Consider the following 22,068-nt stretch of genomic DNA (forward strand, 5'->3'; position numbering starts at 1 on the left):
GTTTTTTTATTCCTGCGTTTACGCTTGCGGTGTGCTATTTGGCCTCAGGGGTTTGACTCAGCCTTAAAAATGACGTGTAATTCCGCGCGAAATAAAGCCCGGATGTCTTTTTTACGACAAAAGTATGGCACTTATTTTTTTACGTTAAATGGCGGTGAAATTTACAAAGTCAAATTAACGACATTAATTAACAATGAGTTATTCCCATTAACGCAAAAAGAAAAATAAATCCTCCTGCCATCAACTTTATTTGTAAAAATTAAAATGTTTTTACACTATTATTTTCAATAGGTTAACTAAAAAACCACCCCTTCAGTAGTACCCTGAAAACCACCAAAAACCCCCTCGTATGATCCACGTCAATTTTTACGTTATACTGCTTTGCTAGTATCTCGTTGCGCAGTGCATAGCCCTGAATAAGAGAGTTAATGTGAAAGCTGACAACCCCTTCGATCTCATTTTACCCGCCGCTACAGCAAAAGTTGCTGAAGATGCCGGCGTTTATAAAGCCACCAAACAGCCGTTAAAAACATTCTTTTTAGCCATTACTGCTGGCGTCTTTATTTCTATTGCCTTTGCTTTTTATATCACCGCCACTACAGGCACAGGTACCGTACCTTATGGTCTTGCAAAACTCGTCGGGGGCATCTGCTTCTCACTGGGTCTGATGCTGGTCGTGGTGTGTGGCGCTGACCTGTTCACTTCCACTGTGCTTATCGTGATTGCGAAAGCCAGCGGGCGTATTACCTGGGGGCAATTGGCGCGCAACTGGGTCAATGTCTATATTGGTAACCTGATTGGCTGCCTGTTCTTTGTGGCTCTGATTTGGTTCTCAGGTGAATACATGGTTGATAACGGTTTGTGGGGACTGAATGTTCTGCAAACTGCTGACCATAAAATGCATCACACATTTATCGAAGCTGTTTGTCTGGGGATCCTCGCGAACCTGATGGTTTGCCTTGCGGTATGGATGAGTTACTCCGGCCGCAGTCTGATGGATAAAATGTTCGCCATGATTTTACCGGTGGGTATGTTCGTCGCCAGCGGCTTTGAACACAGCATTGCCAACATGTTCATGATCCCTTTAGGCATCGTAGTGAAAAACTTTGCGACTCCCGAATTCTGGCAGGCCGTCGGAGCAACCCCGGCGCAATTCGCAGAACTGAACATCACTAACTTTATCATCGACAATCTTATCCCTGTGACCATCGGTAACATTATCGGGGGCGGTTTGCTGGTAGGGTTAACGTACTGGGTCATATATCTTCGCGATGAGAAACACCACTGATCCAACGTGGCACTCTTGTTACGACAGTTTTACACGTGATTTTTAAAGAAATCCAAATTAGAAGGTAGGTGCAAAATGTCCAAGCTCAATGAAAAATTGACCAACGCATGGCAAGGTTTTAGTGCTGGTGAATGGCAGAATGGCGTAAACGTCCGTGACTTCATTCAGAAGAACTACACACCGTATGAAGGTGATGAGTCCTTCCTGGCTGGCGCTACCCAAGCGACAACCACCCTGTGGGATAAAGTAATGGATGGTATCAAACTGGAGAACCGTACCAAGGCTCCAGTAGATTTCGATACCGACGTTGCCTCTACCATCACTTCGCACGATGCCGGCTACATCAACAAATCATTGGAAACTATCGTTGGTCTGCAAACTGACGCGCCATTGAAACGTGCCCTGATCCCATTCGGCGGCATCAAAATGGTGGAAGGTTCATGTAAAGTTTATGGTCGTGAACTGGATCCGGCACTGAAAAAAGTCTTCACTGATTATCGCAAAACCCACAACCAGGGCGTTTTCGATGTTTACACTAAAGACATCCTGAACTGCCGTAAATCCGGTGTTCTGACCGGTTTGCCAGATGCCTATGGCCGTGGCCGTATCATCGGTGACTACCGTCGCGTTGCACTGTACGGCATCGACTTCCTGATGGCCGACAAATACGCACAATTCCAGTCTCTGCAAGACGATCTGGAAAACGGCGTAAATCTGGAAATGACCATCCAGCTGCGTGAAGAAATCTCAGAACAACACCGTGCTCTGGGTCAGATTAAAGAAATGGCGGCTAAATATGGCTGCGATATCTCTGGTCCTGCGACCAATGCACAAGAAGCTGTACAGTGGACTTACTTCGGCTACCTGGCTGCAGTTAAATCTCAGAACGGCGCTGCAATGTCCTTCGGCCGCGTATCTACCTTCCTTGACGTGTTCATTGAACGTGATATCAAAGCTGGCAAACTGAACGAAGAACAGGCTCAGGAACTGATTGACCACCTGGTCATGAAACTGCGTATGGTACGTTTCCTGCGTACACCTGAATATGATGAATTGTTCTCCGGTGACCCAATCTGGGCGACTGAATCCCTAGCAGGTATGGGCGTTGATGGCCGTACTCTGGTCACCAAAAGCAGCTTCCGCTTCCTGAATACCCTGTACACAATGGGGCCTTCACCAGAGCCGAACATGACCATTCTGTGGTCTGAAAAGCTGCCAATGAACTTCAAAAAGTACGCAGCAAAAGTGTCTATCGATACCTCATCTGTACAGTATGAGAACGATGACCTGATGCGTCCTGACTTCAACAACGATGACTATGCTATCGCGTGTTGTGTGAGCCCAATGGTTGTGGGTAAACAAATGCAGTTCTTCGGCGCTCGTGCAAACCTGGCGAAAACCATGTTGTACGCAATCAACGGCGGCGTTGATGAAAAAATGAAAATCCAGGTTGGCCCTAAAGAAGCGCCAATGATGGATGAAGTGCTGACCTATGACAAAGTCATGGATCGCATGGATCACTTCATGGACTGGTTGGCTAAACAGTACGTGACTGCGCTGAACATCATTCACTACATGCATGACAAATACAGCTACGAAGCATCGCTGATGGCTCTGCATGACCGTGACGTTTATCGCACCATGGCATGTGGTATCGCAGGTCTGTCAGTTGCTGCCGACTCCCTGTCCGCTATCAAATATGCAAAAGTGAGCACCATCCGTGACGAAGACGGCCTGGCTGTAGACTTCAAAATTGAAGGCGAATACCCACAGTTCGGTAACAACGATTCTCGTGTAGATGACATCGCTTGTGACCTGGTAGAACGTTTCATGAAGAAAATTCAGAAACTGCGTACCTACCGTGGCGCTGTGGCTACTCAGTCTGTTCTGACCATCACCTCTAACGTGGTTTATGGTAAGAAAACCGGTAACACCCCTGACGGTCGTCGCGCTGGCGCTCCATTTGGTCCAGGTGCGAACCCAATGCACGGTCGTGACCAGAAAGGTGCGGTTGCCTCTCTGACTTCCGTTGCTAAACTGCCGTTTGCTTACGCGAAAGATGGTATTTCTTATACCTTCTCTATCGTTCCAAATGCGCTGGGTAAAGACGATGATGTGCGTAAAGCCAACCTCGCGGGTCTGATGGATGGTTACTTCCACCACGAAGCGTCCATCGAAGGTGGTCAACACCTGAACGTGAACGTGATGAACCGTGAAATGCTGTTAGACGCGATGGAACATCCTGAAAACTATCCTCAGCTGACCATCCGTGTTTCTGGTTACGCAGTGCGTTTCAACTCACTGACTAAAGAACAGCAACAAGACGTTATTACCCGTACTTTCACCAAGTCCCTGTAATAATTCAGCCTTGTAATCTGGTCTGATATAAAAGGCTCCACAACGTGGAGCCTTTGTTTCATCCCTCCCTGCCCAGCACTGTCTGTACGACAGTCTGTTTTGCCAGAGCGCTATACGTTGTGGACCTCTGGCAAAGCAGTACCGCCATTGCTGACAATCAACCTTATTGATTGTCTGGTATCATAAACCTGTGGTTTCCAGTTTATCTCTGCCAGGCCAGCACCCGCACATGTAGACTGCTATTCATTGGTCAATATGGAGAATAACCCGCAATGTCAGTTCAAGGTCGCATCCACTCATATGAATCCTGTGGCACCGTTGACGGCCCAGGTATCCGTTTCATTGTTTTCTTCCAGGGTTGCCTGATGCGTTGCATGTATTGCCACAACCGCGATACCTGGGACACTCATGGCGGTAAAGAGATCAATGTCGATGATTTAATGAAAGAAGTGGTGACGTATCGCCACTTTATGAATGCTTCCGGCGGCGGTGTGACCGCATCCGGTGGTGAAGCCATTCTTCAGGCTGAATTTGTGCGCGACTGGTTCCGCGCCTGCCAGAAAGAAGGGATTAACACCTGTCTGGACACCAATGGATTTGTCCGCCGTTATGATCCGGTGATCGACGAATTACTGGATGTCTCGGATCTGGTCATGCTCGATCTGAAGCAGATGAATGACGATATTCACCAGAATCTGGTGGGCGTATCCAACCACCGCACGCTGGATTTTGCCCGCTATCTGGCGAAACGTAATCAGCGCACCTGGATCCGTTATGTGGTAGTACCGGGCTGGTCAGATGATGATGATTCCGCGCATAAACTGGGCGAGTTCACCAAGGACATGACCAACATCGAGAAAATCGAGTTGCTGCCCTATCATGAGTTGGGCAAACACAAATGGACGGCAATGGGTGAGAAATATGGTCTGGATGGCGTAAACCCACCGACCAAAGAGATCATGGAAAGAGTGAAAAACATTCTCGCCAGCTACGGGCATAAAGTGATTTATTAATCACCCGATTATGCCCATTAAAAAAGACGCCATTTGGCGTCTTTTTTGCTTTATGAGACTAAGATTCTCAATGAAACCTTACCCAAAATAATTGGAGTTGCAACCAGTCGGCAAGTGACGAGATCCCGATGCGCTGACCTAGGTCAGTGATTCGGGTCCCGGAGCGTAGCGAACGCAGTGGCAGCTTCAAGTATGCAGGGTAATCAGGCGGCAGCCACCGGGTTATGCGTATGATCCGCTTTACGCATCAGCATCACCAGATACACCAGTGAGACCACAGCGATCATTACGAACAACAGGCGGTCAGAATAGCTCTGCATCAGCATTGCGGTCATCGTCGGTCCAGCAAGGCTGCCGAGGGTATAACTCATCAGTAACGCCTGATTCATCGCCACCAGCTCATCAGCACTTACTTTCTCACAAGCCCATGACATCGCAACCGGATAAAGTGTGAATCCCGCACATCCCAAAATGAACAGCGTTGGTGCCATCGCATAACCACTGAGCATCGCAATGCTGCCGAGGATCACACAAAAAATCTGGATACGTAAAACCATCAGGCGGCCATAACGGTCTGCCAGACGCCCTACCGGCCACTGACCGATAATCCCGGCACTGACCAGCAAGGCCATCCAGTAACCCACATTCGCATCACTCATCCCCTGATGGGTCAGGAACAGTGGCATCAGCCCGTATAACGACCCCAGAACAATGCCGGAAATAATGCAGCCATTGATCCCCAGACGCGCATTACGGCGTCTGAACATCGGCATCACGGCATGACGCGGCTGCTCGCTGTCCTGATTCTCAATATGCGTCAGCAGCAGCGGCAGCATAGCAATCACAATCAGCGCCGTTACCCACGGCAACACGCTGAAGATAGCTGTTGGCACAGTGCCCACCAGAAGCTGACCGACCACCGTGCCGATGTAATACATGATCATATAAGCGGCCAGCAGCTGCCCCCGGTTCTTCACCGTTCCGCTGCGCAGCAAAGCACTCTCCACCACCACCCAAATCAGTGCGCAGCCGACTCCTGCGACAAAACGAGCACTGACCCAGCCCCAGAAACTCATCGACAGCGCCAGCCCTGCGGTCGCGACGGCAAACAGAACGCAGGAAAGGTAATAACTGCGGTTAAACCCGATACGTTTAATCAGCCCGCCCGCGAGCAACGTCCCCAGCAAATTACCGGTAAAATAGGATGAACTGACCATCCCGACCTGCCAGGTTGGGAGTTGCTCATGGCTCAGCCACAAAGGCACCAGCGTGTTTAAGACGGCGATAGAAATCGTCAGCAGCAGGAGTCCGCACAGCAATAATGCGACGGGTCGGGAATAGGCGGACATAGGGTGATGAAGACCACAAAGAGGAGGAAATTGCGCGCATCATGCCACTGGCGGATTAAAAGTCAATCTGGCAAAAATTGACCTGAGCACAAAGTGGAGAGGAATGATTGAAAACGCTAATCAAGCCTGGCTATGAAGATACATGACGCTTTAATGACAAGTTGATATCGCCATGATAACAAACAAGTTTACATTTACCGCAGCCATTACATTTTGCGTCATCAACAGAAGGTTGATTCTGTTGATTAAAAAATATTGCCGTGCGTGGGCACGCAATTTCGCACATTCTGCACAAGTCATCCATCCGCCCCAGGCACTGTGACAAAACTGTCGGACGTAAGCCGGTATCCATCGGCACGCTCAGATCCAGCGCCCCGCTTTCACAGGCCTGTGTGCAGGCTCCGCAAAAATCACATTCGGCATAATCAATTGCCAGCGAAGCCTTCCCGTCCGGAACACTGATAATGCCGACCGGACAGGCCTCTGCACAATGTCCGCACCCGCTGCACTGTTGCAGAAATAAGGGCTCAGCAACGGCCTGCGGCGGGCGGGAAACCCGACGTTCCAGCAAGGTAGCGGAGGGTTCTGCCGACTGTTCCATCGCGTGTTTGCCCGAAGACAGCAAGCCGCGGAATAATCCACGGCGGCTGACTGTTCGGCTGCTCATCCAGGCACGGTAATAACCGGCGTCACGGGAGTCGCTCATCAGAAATACAGATCCACGACCGGTGTCTGCAACCCACGCTGCTGTTTCCAGCCTTGCAACGTGGACCCGGCAAGTAAAGCCACGCCAAGATAAAACGGGTGTTCTGCTCTCTGAATGAGCAGTTCGAAGTAGCGGCCCGCCCACGGCAATACATGCAGCGTCAAAAAATCATCCAGCAATGACGGTGAATTTTCGGCTAACCACGCAGACATCATCAGCAGCAAGCCAATGTGATCTTCCGGCTCCGCCTGCGCCAGATGCGGCTCAATGCCGTTTTCACGCATCCACTGACGAAGCGCCAGGGTGGAATCGCCAAACACTACGGATTCCTTATCCAGATACACCGAGCCCCACGGCGGCGCAGGTAATGCATAAGGCCCCACGAACAGGCGCTGATAAGCGTCATCCAGATTCTCAGGTGCGGCATCAATCTGACTGAACATTTGCCTCGCCTGATTTTTTGCCTCCTCAGAAGCGAAAGGCCACTGTGACATCCATTCATTCGCTTTAAGTAATGCGACCAGAGGCTGGACTTCTTCGGTTCCCGGCGGATAAAACAGCGTCGCGCCTAAAACTTTACCGGTTAAACTGATTGATTCTGCTGACATAATTGACTCATTTTTTGCAGAGGCACATCACCACCGGTGACGTGCCTCCTGATAAACCTGACGACCCGAAATTACCCGCTGACTGCCATACCTACTGTCATATGCAGACCGTAGAAAATCGCCCGGCCAATCAACTCACCGCCAAATACCAGCACGAAAGCCAGAATCATTGACGCCAGTGCCGGACGTTTACGCATGATGAGCGGACAGAACCAGCAGCCCAATCCCAGAACAATCAGCACCAGCCGCCATACTGACAACACGCCGTATTGCGGGATCAGGGTTGAAGCTGCCTGAACAGAGCTGTTAATGCCCGCCAGACTCGCACTCTGCAAGACCACCACGGCCATGCTCACGATCAGCGCCACCAGACTGACGACCGGCAGCAGACGCAGCGCACAGCCATTGATACCGGCACCACGCAGCAGCAAATAGCCCAGAACCGGACCGCCAATCAGCACCGTCAGAGCAAAATGCAACGCGGTGTAGGCATTGTCCCAGGTCGGCACGGTATTGATTTCATAGACACGACACATCGCGAAAACGAACCCAATGCCTGCCAGCATGGTCACGATTAACCAGATTTTAGCCAGTGCGCGCGGCATCTTGTTGAGAGTCGCCAGCAGCCAGTAAATCCCGCCAAGCGCAAAAAACAATGAACCGCTGCCAATTTCGTTGCTCAGCGGCGAAGCGCCCAGACGGTTAAGCGAATTGAATGCGCGCAGCGGCGAACCCAGATGCAACACTGAGGCGATAAACGCGATCGCCATCAGCACCCACAGGAAGAACATCGACAGGTGGATCCTGCGGTATTCATCGACAGTGCGTCGCGACAGTAAGGCAATCGCCAGCACGATAAAGGCACCCACTACACATTGCCCCAGAACGGTAAAGACCATTAAAGGCCATTCATGCCATCCGTTTCCCATCTCAAACCTCCTTCGGGTTAGCCAGATAACCCGTGGTATCGCCTACAGGACGGCAATTCGCATTGGGTTTGATGACGATATTTGGGTGAGTGAAGTGTGAAGCCGGCAACGGTGCCACTTCGGCCAGATCACCGTATTTCGCACGCAACTCTTCAATCGGGGCCATATCCAGCGCACGCAGCGGGCAGGATTCCACACAGATCGGTTTTTTACCTTCGGCAATGCGCTCGTAGCAACCGTCACATTTGGTCATGTGACATTTCGCTTCGTTGTACTGCGGCGCGCCGTACGGGCATGCCATGTGGCAATAGCGGCAACCGATGCACACATCTTCGTTCACCACCACAAAACCGTCTTCACGCTTATGCATTGCGCCACTCGGACAGACTTTGGTACAGGCCGGATCCGCGCAGTGGTTGCATGAAATAGACAGATAATACGCGAACACATTCTGATGCCAGCCGTCCCCGTCTTTCTGCCAGTCACCCCCGGCATATTCATAAATGCGGCGGAAACTGACGTCCGGCGTTAAGTTTTTGAAGTCCTTGCAAGCCAGCTCACAGGTTTTGCACCCGGTGCAGCGGCTTGAGTCAATATAAAAGCCATATTGAGTTGTCATGTTTTACTCCGTTAAACCTTAGCCACTTGCACAAGGTTGGTGTGAGAGGGGTTACCTTTCGCCAGCGGTGAAGGTCTTTGAGAAGTCAGTACGTTGATGCTGCCCGCACGGTCGATTTTTTGGCTGTCCGGTGAATACCAGGCACCTTCGCCCAGTGCGACAACACCCGGCATCATGCGTGGCGTTACTTTTGCAGCAATGTGCACTTCGCCGCGATCGTTAAAGATGCGGATCATGTCGCCATTGGCGATACCACGCTGCGCGGCATCCATCGGGTTGATCCACATTTCCTGACGACAGGCTGCTTTCAGGACATCCACGTTGCCGTAAGTGGAGTGAGTACGCGCTTTGTAGTGGAAACCGGTCATCTGAAGCGGATATTTGCTGGCCAGCGGATCGTCATAGTTCTCGAAACCGGCGGCATACACCGGCAATGGATCAATCACGTCCTCTTTGGAGAGTTCCCATTCAGCGGCAATTTTGGCCAGTTCGGCAGAGTAGATTTCAATTTTGCCAGATGGCGTGCTCAGCGGATTCGCCGCCGGATCTTCACGGAATGCTTTGTAGGCCACGTGATGCTGATCGGGGTCGCGTTTTTTGAACATGCCCTGTTTGCGGAAAGTGTCGAAATCAGGCAGCTCCGGCAGCGCTTCGCGGGATTGCTGGTACAGATGGCGCAACCATTCTTCCTGCGTACGTCCTTCGGTGAACTGCTGCTCAACGCCCAGACGGCGGGACAATTCGCTGGTCATTTCATAAATATTTTTGCACTGGAATCGTGGCGTGATCGCCTGATCGGCAAAAATGATGTAATCCATATTGCCGCACGAGGCATCAAGGCAGAAGTCCATCTGCTCAGAGGCCGTGCAGTCGGGCAGGATAATATCTGCGTATTTCGCTGACGACGTCATGTGGTTATCAATCACCACAATCATCTCGCACTGTTTGTCATCCTGCAGAATATCGTGAGTGCGGTTGATATCAGAATGCTGGTTGATCAGACAGTTACCGGCGTAGTTCCAGATAAACTTGATCGGCACATCCAGTTTTTCCTTGCCGCGCACGCCATCTTTCGTGGCCGTCATTTCCGGACCACGCACAATCGCATCCGTCCACAGGAACATAGAAATGCTGGTCTGAACCGGATTTTCCAGCGTTGGCATACGGACAAACGGAATTTCGTAGGCGCCTTCGCGGGCGCCGGAGTTACCGCCGTGAACGCCGACGTTACCGGTCAGGATCGCCAGCATCGCAATCGCACGGGTGGCAATTTCGCCGTTAGCATGACGTTGCGGACCCCAGCCCTGCGTTATAAACGCCGGTTTCGCCTGCCCGATTTCGCGCCCCAGCTTGACGATTTTATCCACGGAAATGCCAGTGATTTTTGCCGCCCATTCCGGCGTTTTCGCTACGCCATCCGGCCCGTTGCCGAGAATATAGGCTTTGTAATGCGCATTCTCAGGGACACCGGTCGGTAAGGTTTTTTCGTCGTAACCGACGCAATACTTATCGAGGAAGGGCTGATCAACCAGGTTTTCGGTGATCATCACGTGTGCCAGTGCAGCGGCCAGTGCGCCATCCGTCCCCGGACGGATCGGTACCCATTCATCTTCACGACCAGCACCGGTATCGGTATAACGCGGATCGACAATGATCATGCGGGCATTCGAACGCTGACGGGCCTGCTCAAGGTAATAGGTTACCCCGCCGCCACTCATGCGCGTTTCGCCGGGATTGTTACCGAACAACACCACAAGTTTACTGTTTTCGATATCAGACGGACTGTTACCGTCTGCCCAGCCGCCGTAGGTGTAATTCAGGCCAGCCGCGATTTGCGCCGAGCTGTAATCGCCATAATGATTCAGATAACCGCCGCAGCAGTTCATCAGACGGGCGATCAGTGTTTTGCCCGGCGGCCATGAACGGGTCATGGTACCGCCCAGCGTACCGGTACCGTAATTCAGGTAGATCGCTTCATTACCGTAACGGTGAATAATGTCTTTGAGGCTGGCCGCCAGCGTGTCATAGGCTTCATCCCAGCTTATAGGTTTGAATTTGCCTTCACCCCGTTTGCCTACCCGTTTCATCGGATACTTCAGGCGATCGGGGTTATACACGCGACGGCGCATTGAGCGCCCGCGCAGGCAGGCACGTACCTGATGTAACCCTTCATAATTATCGTCACCGGTATTATCGGTTTCGACATAGCGGATTTCGTTATCAACGACATGCATGCGCAGCGGGCAACGGCTGCCGCAGTTTACGGTACAGGCACTCCAGACGATTTTCTCGTCTGCGGCGCTGACCGGAGCCTTAATCTGCTCAGCACGAATGGATTTGAACGGCAGCGATATTCCGCCGACCGCTGCCGCCATACCGGCGAGCGTGGTTCCCTTAACCAAATCACGGCGGCTGATCCCGCCGCCTGTATCAGGTTTTTGACTGTTTGAATCTGACATTGCTTACTCCGTAACGTCCTTATCATAAGGACAAAATGTAACAACCGTGTCATCGAGCGTGGCTCTTTGTCCGTAGCTTCTTTAGACTTTTTCTATTTGAATCAAATTAGTATGCTGAGGATTACCCTTCGCCAACGGGGAAGGACGTTGGGTCGTCAGCGTGTTCATACAGGCGCCATGGTCAATACGATCACCACTCATATTGGCCTGGTGCCATGCGCCCTGCCCCATCGCCACCACGCCGGGCATGATGCGCGGCGTGACTTTAGCCGCCACACGCACTTCGCCGCGATCGTTGAAGACTTTCACTTTGTCGCCGTTTTCAATGCCCCGGCTTTTCGCATCCATCGGATTAATCCACACTTCCTGACGGCAGGCCGCCTGCAGAACATCGATATTGCCGTAGGTTGAATGGGTACGGGCTTTGTAGTGGAAGCCGAACATTTGCAGCGGGAACTGGCTGCGTTTCGGGTCATCCCAGCCTTCAAAGGTTGAGGCATACACCGGCAGCGGACTGATGGTTTCGTCTTTTTGCAGTTCCCATTCGCCGGCAATTTTTGCCAGCGCGGAGGAGTAGATTTCGATTTTACCGGAAGGTGTTTTCAGCGGATTGGCCTGAGGATCCTGACGGAATTTTTTGTAGGCCACGAAATGTCCCGCCGGGTCTTTACGCTTATAAATCCCCATTTCCCGCAGTGCTTCATAGGCAGGCAATGCCGGATCTTTCGCCAGCATTTTGGCATACAGATACTGCAACCATTCCCGCTGGGTGCGGCCCTCGGTGAATTTGCTGTAAACGTCCGGGCCAAGGCGACGCGCCACTTCACTCATCATCTCGTAGATGCCTTTGCGTTCGAACTTAGCGGACGTCGCAGGCTGGATGAAAATCAGGTAGCCCATATTCCCGGCATAATCGTTCGGAATAATGTCTTCCTGTTCGACGGTCATGAGGTCAGGCAGCAGGATATCGGCGTATTTTGCCGAGGAGGTCATGAAGTTTTCCAGCACAACGATCATTTCACACTGCGCGTCGTCCTGCAGAATATCGTGGGTTTTATTGATGTCGGAATGCTGGTTGGTGATGGTGTTACCGGCGTAGTTCCAGATGAACTTAATCGGTACGTCCAGCTTGTCTTTGCCCCTTACTCCGTCCGCTTTGGCGGTCATCTGCGGGCCACGGGCAATGGCATCCGTCCAGCTGAAACAGGAGATCTGCGTTTTCACCGGGTTTTCCAGCACCGGCATACGCTCAATGGTGATGGTATAGGTGGACTCACGCGCGCCACTGTTGCCGCCATTTATGCCGACATTGCCGGTTAAAATTGGCAGCATGGCGATAGCGCGCGATGTCAGCTCGCCATTGGCCTGACGCTGCGGTCCCCAGCCCTGTGAAATGTAGGCGGGTTTAGCCTGTCCGATTTCGCGGGCCAGTTTGACAATACGATCGGCCGGAATACCGGTAATACGGGACGCCCATTGCGGAGTTTTCGTCGTCTTATCTTCGCCCTGCCCCAGAATGTACGCTTTATAGTGACTGTTTGCCGGTGCATCCGCAGGTAACGTTTTTTCGTCGTAGCCCACGCAATACGCATCAAGGAAAGGCTGATCGACCATGTTCTCGGTGATCAGCACATGCGCAAGACCCGCGACCAGCGCCGCATCGGTTCCCGGGCGGATGGGGATCCACTCATCTTCACGGCCGGCGGCGGTATCGGTATAACGCGGATCAATGACGATCATGCGGGCATTGGAACGCTGGCGCGCCTGTTCGAGATAATAGGTGATCCCGCCGCCGCTCATGCGCGTTTCCGCCGGATTATTACCGAAGAGCACTACCAGCTTACTGTTTTCAATATCTGACGTGCTGTTGCCGTCATTACTGCCGTAGGTGTACGGCATCGCGCAGGCGATTTGCGCGGTACTGTATGTGCCGTAGTGGCTGAGGAAACCGCCGTAGCAGTTCATCAGACGGGCAACCAGAGAGGCATAAGGCGAGGAACGGGTAATGTTACCGCCCACAACGCCGGAGGTGTAATTGATATACACCGCTTCATTGCCGTAGCGGGCGACGATACGCTTCAGATTACCGGCAATTTCATCGAAGGCTTCTTCCCAGCTGATGCGTTTAAACTTGCCTTCACCCCGCTTGCCGACACGCTTCATCGGATAATTCAGACGTTCCGGATGATTCATGCGGCGGCGGATAGAGCGCCCGCGCAGACAGGCGCGTACCTGATGGTCGCCATAAATATCTTGTCCGGTGTTATCCGTCTCAACCCAGTAAACTTCATCATCGCGCACATGCAAACGTAATGCGCAGCGGCTGCCGCAGTTGACCGAGCAGGCACCCCAGACCACTTTATCTTCAGGCGCTGAAGGTTTCGCATCACTCACCGCCTCAGCCAGCGCTTTACGGCTGAAAGGAAGCGATACCCCACCGGCGGCAATCGCCAGCCCTGCCAGGGTGGATGTTTTCATCAGCGTCCGGCGGCTGATACCACTTTTTGCCGTGGTGATTTCTGGTTTAGTTTCCGACATTTTCCCACTCCGGTAATGAGGTAGTTACCCACTCAGAATGCAGGGATACTACTAATTAGGAGGTAGGAAACTTTGTCTGCTATCAAAAAAGACAGGGTTGGAGAAGAGAAATACGGAATTCTTAACCCAGCGCACGGTTTTATGCATAAAAAAAGCGCCCTCAGGCGCTTTTTCGTTATTTCATTGAATATACAGCGGGATTAACCGATATATTCCAAACCACCCATGTAAGGACGCAATACTTCCGGCACTTCGATACGACCGTCAGCTTGCTGATAGTTTTCCAGCACAGCCACCAGAGTACGCCCCACCGCCAGACCAGACCCGTTCAGGGTATGTACCAGACGTGGTTTTTTATCTGTCTTGTTACGGCAACGTGCCTGCATACGACGCGCCTGGAAATCACCCATGTTGGAACAGGAAGAGATTTCGCGGTACGTATCTTGCGCTGGCAGCCACACTTCCAGATCGTACGTTTTGCAAGAGCCAAAGCCCATATCACCGGTGCACAGCAGCACTTTACGGTATGGCAGATTCAGCAACTGAAGCACTTTTTCCGCATGACCGGTCAGTTCTTCCAGTGCGTTCATGGAGTCTTCAGGACGAACTATTTGCACCATCTCGACTTTGTCGAACTGATGCATACGGATCAGACCACGGGTGTCACGACCATAAGAACCGGCTTCTGAACGGAAGCAGGGGGTATGCGCCGTCATTTTCAGTGGCAGAGAGTCTTCTTCAAGAATTTCGTCACGGGTCAGGTTGGTCAGCGGCACTTCTGCCGTCGGGATCAGTGCATAGTTGCTGCTGCCCGCTTCTTCACCCAGTGGCTTGGTATGGAACAGATCTTCGCCAAATTTAGGCAACTGACCGGTACCGTACAGGGTTTCCTGGTTGACCAGATACGGAACGTAAGTTTCCAGGTAGCCGTGTTGTTCTGTGTGCAGATCCAGCATGAACTGGGACAGCGCGCGATGCATACGGGCAATCTGCCCTTTCATCACCACAAAACGCGCACCGGTCAGTTTAACGGCAGCCGCAAAATCAAGCCCCCCCGCCATTTCGCCCAGCGATACGTGATCACGCACAGCGAAATCGTACTGGCGAGGCGTACCCCAGCGGCTTACTTCCTGGTTATCGTTCTCGTCTTTACCGGCAGGCACGGAGTCATCAGGCATGTTTGGGATCGCAGAAGCGATATCGCGGATATCATTTTGCAATGCATCCAGCTCAGCTTTCGCTGCATCCAGCTTCTCACCCAGCGTATTCACTTCCAGACGCAGGGGTTCGATGTCTTCGCCACGGGCTTTTGCCTGACCGATAGATTTCGATCGGGAGTTACGTTCAGCCTGTAGAGTTTCCGTTTCTACCTGCAAGACTTTGCGGCGTTCTTCCTGAGAACGCAGCGTTTCCACATCGAGTTTAAAACCTCTGCGAGCGAGTTTTTCTGCAACTGCGTCTAGCTCATTACGCAGCAGATTGGGATCCAGCATGCTAATCCTGTACGTGTCGTTATTGAATGTTAATTTGATGATGCACGCTGTCTGAAACGACAGCGTGTCAAAGAGTTATCACGGGTAACCTTACCGCAACGATAAAGTTAGCGGTAGCGTTTTGTCGGGCTATTTTGATCTTGTCCGGCAAGCCATGCCAGCTTTTCGCCGATCTTGCCTTCAAGCCCGCGTGATGTCGGGTAATAATACTGTGTACGGGCCATTTCAGGGGGGAAATAATCTTCACCGGCGGCGTATGCATTCGGCTCGTCATGCGCGTAGCGATACTCAGCCCCAAGCCCCATTTCTTTCATCAGTTTTGTAGGCGCGTTGCGCAGATGTTCAGGCACATCGTAATCGGCCATTTCACGTGCATCGCGCATGGCAGATTTAAATGCCGTGTAGACGGCATTACTTTTCGGCGCGCAAGCCAGATAGACGATAGCCTGAGCAATGGCCCGCTCACCTTCCGCCGGACCGACACGGGTGAAGCAATCCCAGGCTGCAATCGCCACCTGCATGCCACGCGGATCAGCGTTACCGACATCTTCAGACGCAATGGCCAGCAGACGACGGGCAACATATAACGGGTCACCACCGGCGGTAATGATTCTGGCGTACCAGTAAAGCGCCGCATCCGGTGAGGAACCGCGCACCGATTTATGCAATGCAGAAATTAAATCGTAAAAACGGTCGCCCTTGTTATCGAATCGCGCGCTGCGCTCACCGGCTATCTCAGTGAGCAGTTCCGGCGTTAATGTCCGGTAACCTTTGGCGTCGATTTCCGCCATATCCGCCATCATTTCGATGCTGTTCAGCGCACGGCGGGCATCGCCATTCACCAGCTCAGACAGCATCCGGCGGGTTTCCGGCGGGACACGAATTTTCTCGTTAGCGTAACCGCGCTCAGCATTGGTCAGCGCCTGGTCGATCACTTTCCCGATATCTTCAGCCGTCAGTGATTTGAGCAAATACACGCGGGCGCGTGACAGTAAGGCGGAGTTAAGTTCAAAAGAAGGGTTTTCGGTCGTCGCACCAATAAACGTGATGGTGCCGTCTTCGATATGCGGCAGGAAGGCATCCTGCTGACTTTTATTAAAGCGATGGACTTCGTCGACAAATAAAATTGTACGACGCGCGGCATCGCGGTTCTGACGGGCGCGTTCAATCGCTTCACGGATATCTTTCACCCCTGATGTGACCGCTGAGATGCGCTCAACATCGGCGTTCGCATAGCGGCCAATCAGTTCTGCCAGCGTGGTTTTCCCGGTGCCTGGCGGCCCCCACAAAATCATCGAATGCAATTGCCCTGCTTCAATCGCACGCGGCAAAGGTTTGCCCGGCGCTAACAGATGCTGCTGTCCGATATATTCTGCCAGTGTGACTGGCCGCATACGGGCGGCCAGTGGCTGGAATTCGTTTTGGGAAAAATCGAGTGACAGATTACTCAAACTCACCTCACTGACGCTGGTCATCCACCGTCACGCCTTGCGGTGGCGTAAATTTAAATTTGGCATCATCCACAGACGCATTTTGCTCGCCTTTCAGCGTATAAGCACTTTTCTGCCCATCCTGCTCAACAGCGGTGAAGCTTTTGATGGTGCCTGCTGGCGTCACATTGATCGCGAATTGTTTCAGATTGCCGGTTGCCGCTTTAGGTGTTAATTCGAAATCATCACCTTTCTGCTTCACGTTATATTTTGCCCAGTCGCTGCTGTCATTACGGGTGATCAGCATGAACGGCGTGTTACCGGTGGCATTTTTCAGCCAGGTCGCCGTGACCTGCTCAACGAACGGGTTGTAGAACCACAGGGTTTTGCCATCGGAAACTAAAATGCTTTCATCCGGCGTCGTCATATGCCAGTTAAACAAGTTCGGACGTTTCACCCACAGCTGACCTTCGCCCTGCTGAACGGCAGCGCCATCATCACTGGTCACGGTTTGCGTGAAACTGGCGTGGAAGGTGTTGAGTTTGCCGAGGCGGGATTTGAGATCACTGCTGGCATCCGCTAATACGGAAGCGGAGGTAAATGCGGTCAGTAAACACCCTACCATCAATAATTTTTTCATTCTTATACTTACCTCAGAAATCCATAAACTTCAGACGATGCCTTTTACACAGGCAAAAGACGTATGGTGCGAACTCTATCCGAGACAACGCCCCGGCGGTAGCTCATTCATCTGAAAAACAATAGTTTTACGCATCTTTGCACAAGGGCCGCATTCGCGACCCTTCTTAACAAAATACAGTCCGTTCAGTATGGTTTTATTCGTGCGACGGCGGAGCCAGCACTTCACGGTTACCGTTATGGCCCGGCGTACTGACAATACCCTGCGCTTCCATTTGTTCAACGATGCGTGCCGCCCGGTTGTATCCGATACGGAACTGACGCTGAACGCCTGAAATGGACGCACGACGTTTATCAACCACGAACGCCACCGCCTGATCAAACAGCGGATCAAGCTCTTCATCACCATCCAGACCTAAACCACCGCCCTCGCCATCTTCACCACCGGAAACAATGCTTTCGATGTATTTTGGACGGCCTCGCGCTTTCCAGTCCTGAACGACCGCATGCACTTCCTGATCGCGGACGAAGGCACCGTGAACACGCACCGGAATCGAGGAGTTAGGTGCCATATACAGCATATCCCCCATCCCCAGCAGCGATTCTGCGCCCCCCTGATCCAGAATGGTACGGGAGTCAATTTTACTCGACACGGTAAAGGCAATACGGGTCGGGATGTTGGCTTTAATCAGGCCGGTAATCACATCGACCGAAGGACGCTGCGTCGCCAGAACCAGGTGAATACCGGCTGCACGGGCTTTCTGGGCCAGACGCGCAATCAGCTCTTCCACTTTTTTACCGACGGTCATCATCAGGTCGGCAAACTCATCGACCATCACCACGATAAACGGTTCTTTCTGCAGATACGGTGGTTCAGCCGCCATACCATCGCCCGGTTTCCAGAATGGATCAGGGATAGGGCGCCCCATCGCTTCCGCTTCCAGAACCCGTTCGTTGTAACCGGCAAGGTTACGTACGCCCAATGCCGACATCAGCTTGTAGCGACGTTCCATTTCACCGACACACCAGCGCAGCGCATTGGCGGCGTCTTTCATATCGGTAACCACTTCGGTCAGGAGATGCGGGATGCCTTCATACACCGACAATTCAAGCATTTTCGGGTCGATCATGATGAAGCGCACATCTTCCGGTTTGGACTTGTACAGCATACTCAGGATCATGGCGTTAACGCCGACGGACTTACCGGAGCCGGTGGTACCGGCCACCAGCAGGTGAGGCATTTTCGCCAGATCGGCGATAACAGGTTCACCCGAAATATCTTTCCCCAACACAATGGTCAGCGGCGACGTACTTTCTTTAAATTTCGCGCAGTCCAGCACTTCCCGCAGATACACGGTCTGGCGCTTCTTGTTCGGCAATTCCAGCCCGACGTACGGTTTGCCCGGGATCACTTCGACAACACGTACCGCCACGGCAGACAGCGAACGCGCAAGGTCACGGGAAAGGTTAGAAATGCGCGCCGCTTTGACGCCCGGTGCCAGATCCAGTTCGAAACGCGTGATGACCGGCCCCGGCAATTTCCCGACGACATCCGCTTTAATGCGGTAATCGTTCAGACGCGCTTCGATCAGATTGCCCATCTGTTCCAGCGCGAACTCGTCTACAGGTTCCGCTTCCGCCGGCGGCGAAGTCAGCAAATCCAGTGACGGCAACGGCGTGGTCGGTTTCACCAGCGGCTGCTCATTACGCATCAGGAACGGGTGGATCAGGCTGTCCATATCCGGCTGAGCCGATGGCGAAGACTGACGTGGCGCTTCATATTCCTGTGCGTGTTGCACGGGTTCAGAAACCGCACGCTGATAAGGCTGCTGAGCAAAGGTCGCAGGTTGCGGTTCTTCTTCCGCTTGTGCCGGCAAGGTAAACAACGGCTCAGAAGGCGTGTCATCCACCAGATCCGCCATCGGCGAGAAGCTGAATGCATCATGCTGGCTGAGTTTCATCGCGGCGGCGGCAAAATTATCAGCCGCCGCAGCAGGCAATTCTGTCTGCTGGTTTTGCGAATGATGATGTTGCACCACACCGCTTTGCGGCTCGACATCCTGCTGATAGCGGGCTTGCTCACGCGCGGCAAACGCATTGCGCAATTCGGCTTCCTGCAAGGCCGCTTCTGCATCCGGCTCATCTTCCGTCACAGCATCGCCATAACGTTCCTGCTGCTGAGCGGCAAACGCCTGCTGCAATGCGGCTTCCTGTCTCGCTTCTTCATCGGCTTGCGCCAGCGGATCGTTATGCCAGACATTTTCTTCCGCATCTTGCTGTGCGGCCGACTGCGCCTGTTCCTGCTGTTCTGCCATACGCTGAGATGGCAACTTGATGCCATAGGAAGCCAGCTCACGACGGGTAGGAATACGCACCGGGTTTGGACGCGGCAATTCAGGGCCGAAGCCTTTTTTCACCTGAGGATTTTCATCGCTCACGGCGCTGAACGCAGGCATAAACGTAGCGCCCGCAGAAGTCGCGGCCGACTGCCCTGCCTGCGCCAGCCCGGTGGCCAGTGCGGCGGTTGCAGCCACGCTGGCAGCCTGCGCAGCATCAGGAACGGCAGCACTGAAATCAAACGGTGAACGCGAATGTTCCACCGCCGTTTGCCAGTTGCCGAGGCTCGGACCGTCTTCATCACGACGTTCAGCAGGTGCCGGAGACGGCGATTGCTGAACGGGTTGCGGATGACGTGGCACCGGCGTTTCTTCCGGAATTTCAAAACTGTACAACGGTGGCGTTGCCGGAGCAGGGGCTGGCGGCGGAGCAATATTCGCGACCGGCGGCTCAGCGGCATAAGGATTGGCCGCCGGTGCAGGTTCGCCGACCGCCGGAGCAGGCTGAGCCACAGGGGCTGTGGCTGCAACATCAGCAGCCTGAACCGCAGGTTCATTGACGGAAGGAGCAGAAAACAGCACATCATCATCGTCGGCTTGCGCGGAAGAAACTGCTGCCGTGGCGGTTGCCGCTGCTGCCACCGGTGCCACTTTCGCCACCGGTTGCTGCTCATCGTCTTCCAGTAACGGATCGTCCTGTTCGTCGTAATCATAATCATCATCACGACGGGAGCGGTTAGTCACAATGTTGGTCACGCCCAGCACCGCACCGCCAATTTTCTCGGCGATGGTCAGCCATGACCAGCCGGTAAATAAGGTCAGACCGGCGGCCCAGACGCACAGCAGCACCAGCGTAGCGCCGACATTGTTGAAGTACGGCGTCATCGCCGTGCTCAACAGACTGCCGATCACACCGCCCGACGCGAAGTAATACAGGTCGTCCACGTTGACGGCCGCAAGCCCACAAGACGTGACAATCAGCGCCAGCGTCCCGATGAGGCGCAGCGAAAGGGCAAAATAATCGACGAAATCCTGTTGATCTCGCTGACGGAAAGCCGCCCAGCAAAGACACAGGATAATAGGTGGGATCGCGTAACCAAATACGCCAAAAATGAAGAACAGCGTGTCGGCCATCCAGGCACCCACACCACCGCCCCAGTTATGAATTGGCCCATGCCAGGCGGTCTGAGACCAGCTTGGATCCGATGGGTTAAAACTCACCAGTGCTGCCATCAAATAAGCAGCAAAAATCGCTACCACAACCAGCAAAGCCTCCAGAAGACGGCGGCCATTGCTCAGTTTTTTCAGGGTAACTTCTTTATCTTCTGTATATTCCTGGCTCAAGAAAGGCTCTCCAGGTTCCTGTGAACTGAGAAAAAGCAACAGCGCCGAGAGTTGACCCCGGCGCCATAGCTGTATAGATACACAGGAGTGTAGCTAAAATGACAAGGTTTTGCACCTGACAATTACCGGGTCTTAATGACCAGGCGATTTGTCTGTTTCACTTCTTCCATCACCACGTAGGTACGGGTGTCGTTAACGCCCGGAAGACGAAGTAAAGTCTCACCTAACAACTTACGGTAAGCAGACATATCAGGTACGCGGGTTTTCAACAGGTAGTCGAAATCCCCTGAAACCAAATGACACTCCTGAATATCTTCGAGTTTTTGCACTGCCGCATTGAACTGCTCAAATACATCCGGGGCACCGCGGTTGAGGGTAATCTCAACAAATACCAGCAACGATGCATCCAGATAATGCGGGTTGAGCAATGCGGTATAACCATTGATGAAGCCCTGACGTTCGAGACGACGAACGCGCTCCAGACATGGAGTCGGAGATAATCCCACACGTTTGGAAAGCTCGACGTTTGAAATCCGGCCATCCTTTTGCAATTCGTTGAGGATGTTACGGTCAATACGGTCGAGATCTTTTCCCGGACGTTTTTTGTTGTCTACCATTATTATTGTCTCTCTGCTGTCCTTCCCTGCACCTGCCATACCCCAGCCAACTTCAATGTCTAAGGGTTGTCCCAAGCGAAGACCCGATTATTTAGGTTTACGCATCCAAAAGCCGCGTTGATCCCCTGTCAAAAGGAACACGGCCGTAAAGCGGATACTCAAAAGAAATAAACCTGCGAAATTAATAGGTTGTCAACTACCAACCTGATTCACTAAACCCTGCAGCAACAAAAACAGCAAAAAGCAACACCAGAACGGGTCGGGTAGCAGCCATTTGCATAAATTCAAGTCACAGACAGGCAGTTAATTTCTTCTTCCCCTGATGTTTTCGCAAATGCACAG

Annotated in this window: 15 protein-coding genes; 3 read left to right on the top strand and 12 right to left on the bottom strand. The window is 52.6% G+C overall.

Translation table 11 applies throughout. The annotated features are described in order from the left end of the window. Positions 1 to 430: 430 nt before the first annotated feature. From focA to pflA, 3 genes are all read left to right on the top strand, one after another. Positions 431 to 1,288, top strand: coding sequence for a formate transporter FocA (gene focA / locus EDF78_RS21030; RefSeq protein WP_095922616.1), 858 nt, complete (start codon positions 431 to 433; stop codon positions 1,286 to 1,288). A 75-nt stretch (positions 1,289 to 1,363) separates the two neighbouring features. Continuing rightward, complete coding sequence (gene pflB, locus EDF78_RS21035) at positions 1,364 to 3,646, top strand: formate C-acetyltransferase (protein WP_095922617.1); 2,283 nt, start codon at positions 1,364 to 1,366, stop codon at positions 3,644 to 3,646. Positions 3,647 to 3,918: 272 nt separating this feature from the next. Then, positions 3,919 to 4,659 carry a pyruvate formate lyase 1-activating protein gene (gene pflA / locus EDF78_RS21040; protein ID WP_015689580.1) on the top strand — a complete coding sequence of 247 codons (741 nt, stop codon included), beginning with the start codon at positions 3,919 to 3,921 and terminating at the stop codon, positions 4,657 to 4,659. Positions 4,660 to 4,862: 203 nt separating this feature from the next. Here pflA and EDF78_RS21045 read toward each other — a convergent pair whose 3' ends face one another. From EDF78_RS21045 to lrp, 12 genes are all read right to left on the bottom strand, one after another. Next, positions 4,863 to 6,008, bottom strand: a complete 1,146-nt coding sequence (locus EDF78_RS21045) for an MFS transporter (protein ID WP_095922654.1) — start codon at positions 6,006 to 6,008, stop codon at positions 4,863 to 4,865. A 130-nt stretch (positions 6,009 to 6,138) separates the two neighbouring features. Next, positions 6,139 to 6,714: a ferredoxin-type protein NapF gene (gene napF, locus EDF78_RS21050; protein ID WP_133823837.1), complete on the bottom strand. Its 576-nt coding sequence runs from the start codon at positions 6,712 to 6,714 to the stop codon at positions 6,139 to 6,141. After that, positions 6,714 to 7,322: a Tat proofreading chaperone DmsD gene (gene dmsD, locus EDF78_RS21055; protein WP_133823838.1), complete on the bottom strand. Its 609-nt coding sequence runs from the start codon at positions 7,320 to 7,322 to the stop codon at positions 6,714 to 6,716. The genes napF and dmsD overlap by 1 nt, the downstream gene beginning before the upstream one ends. A gap of 71 nt (positions 7,323 to 7,393) precedes the next feature. Continuing rightward, on the bottom strand, positions 7,394 to 8,251 hold the full coding sequence (locus EDF78_RS21060) for a dimethyl sulfoxide reductase anchor subunit family protein (protein WP_095922657.1): 858 nt from the start codon (positions 8,249 to 8,251) through the stop codon (positions 7,394 to 7,396). A 1-nt stretch (position 8,252) separates the two neighbouring features. Then, positions 8,253 to 8,870, bottom strand: coding sequence for a DMSO/selenate family reductase complex B subunit (locus tag EDF78_RS21065; RefSeq protein ID WP_133823839.1), 618 nt, complete (start codon positions 8,868 to 8,870; stop codon positions 8,253 to 8,255). A gap of 11 nt (positions 8,871 to 8,881) precedes the next feature. Further along, a complete protein-coding gene (gene dmsA, locus EDF78_RS21070; protein ID WP_133823840.1) occupies positions 8,882 to 11,329 on the bottom strand; it encodes a dimethylsulfoxide reductase subunit A in 2,448 nt (815 codons plus the stop codon). Positions 11,330 to 11,410: 81 nt separating this feature from the next. Then, entirely contained in the window at positions 11,411 to 13,867 is a 2,457-nt protein-coding gene (gene ynfE, locus EDF78_RS21075) for a selenate/tellurate reductase subunit YnfE (protein ID WP_133823841.1), read from the bottom strand. Between the two features lie 200 nt (positions 13,868 to 14,067). Next, complete coding sequence (gene serS, locus EDF78_RS21080) at positions 14,068 to 15,360, bottom strand: serine--tRNA ligase (RefSeq protein ID WP_131693728.1); 1,293 nt, start codon at positions 15,358 to 15,360, stop codon at positions 14,068 to 14,070. 107 nt (positions 15,361 to 15,467) lie between these two features. Beyond that, positions 15,468 to 16,811, bottom strand: coding sequence for a replication-associated recombination protein A (locus tag EDF78_RS21085; protein ID WP_119822935.1), 1,344 nt, complete (start codon positions 16,809 to 16,811; stop codon positions 15,468 to 15,470). Between the two features lie 7 nt (positions 16,812 to 16,818). After that, positions 16,819 to 17,430: an outer membrane lipoprotein chaperone LolA gene (gene lolA, locus EDF78_RS21090; protein ID WP_095922661.1), complete on the bottom strand. Its 612-nt coding sequence runs from the start codon at positions 17,428 to 17,430 to the stop codon at positions 16,819 to 16,821. A 196-nt stretch (positions 17,431 to 17,626) separates the two neighbouring features. Beyond that, the gene (locus tag EDF78_RS21095) at positions 17,627 to 21,109 is read right to left on the bottom strand and encodes a DNA translocase FtsK 4TM domain-containing protein (RefSeq protein ID WP_133823842.1); all 3,483 of its coding nucleotides are present in this window, start codon (positions 21,107 to 21,109) and stop codon (positions 17,627 to 17,629) included. A gap of 122 nt (positions 21,110 to 21,231) precedes the next feature. After that, positions 21,232 to 21,726, bottom strand: a complete 495-nt coding sequence (lrp, locus tag EDF78_RS21100) for a leucine-responsive transcriptional regulator Lrp (protein ID WP_013574775.1) — start codon at positions 21,724 to 21,726, stop codon at positions 21,232 to 21,234. Positions 21,727 to 22,068: the final 342 nt, after the last annotated feature.

This window comes from Rahnella sp. BIGb0236 (assembly GCF_004364755.1).
Taxonomy (GTDB): Bacteria; Pseudomonadota; Gammaproteobacteria; order Enterobacterales; family Enterobacteriaceae; genus Rahnella; species Rahnella victoriana.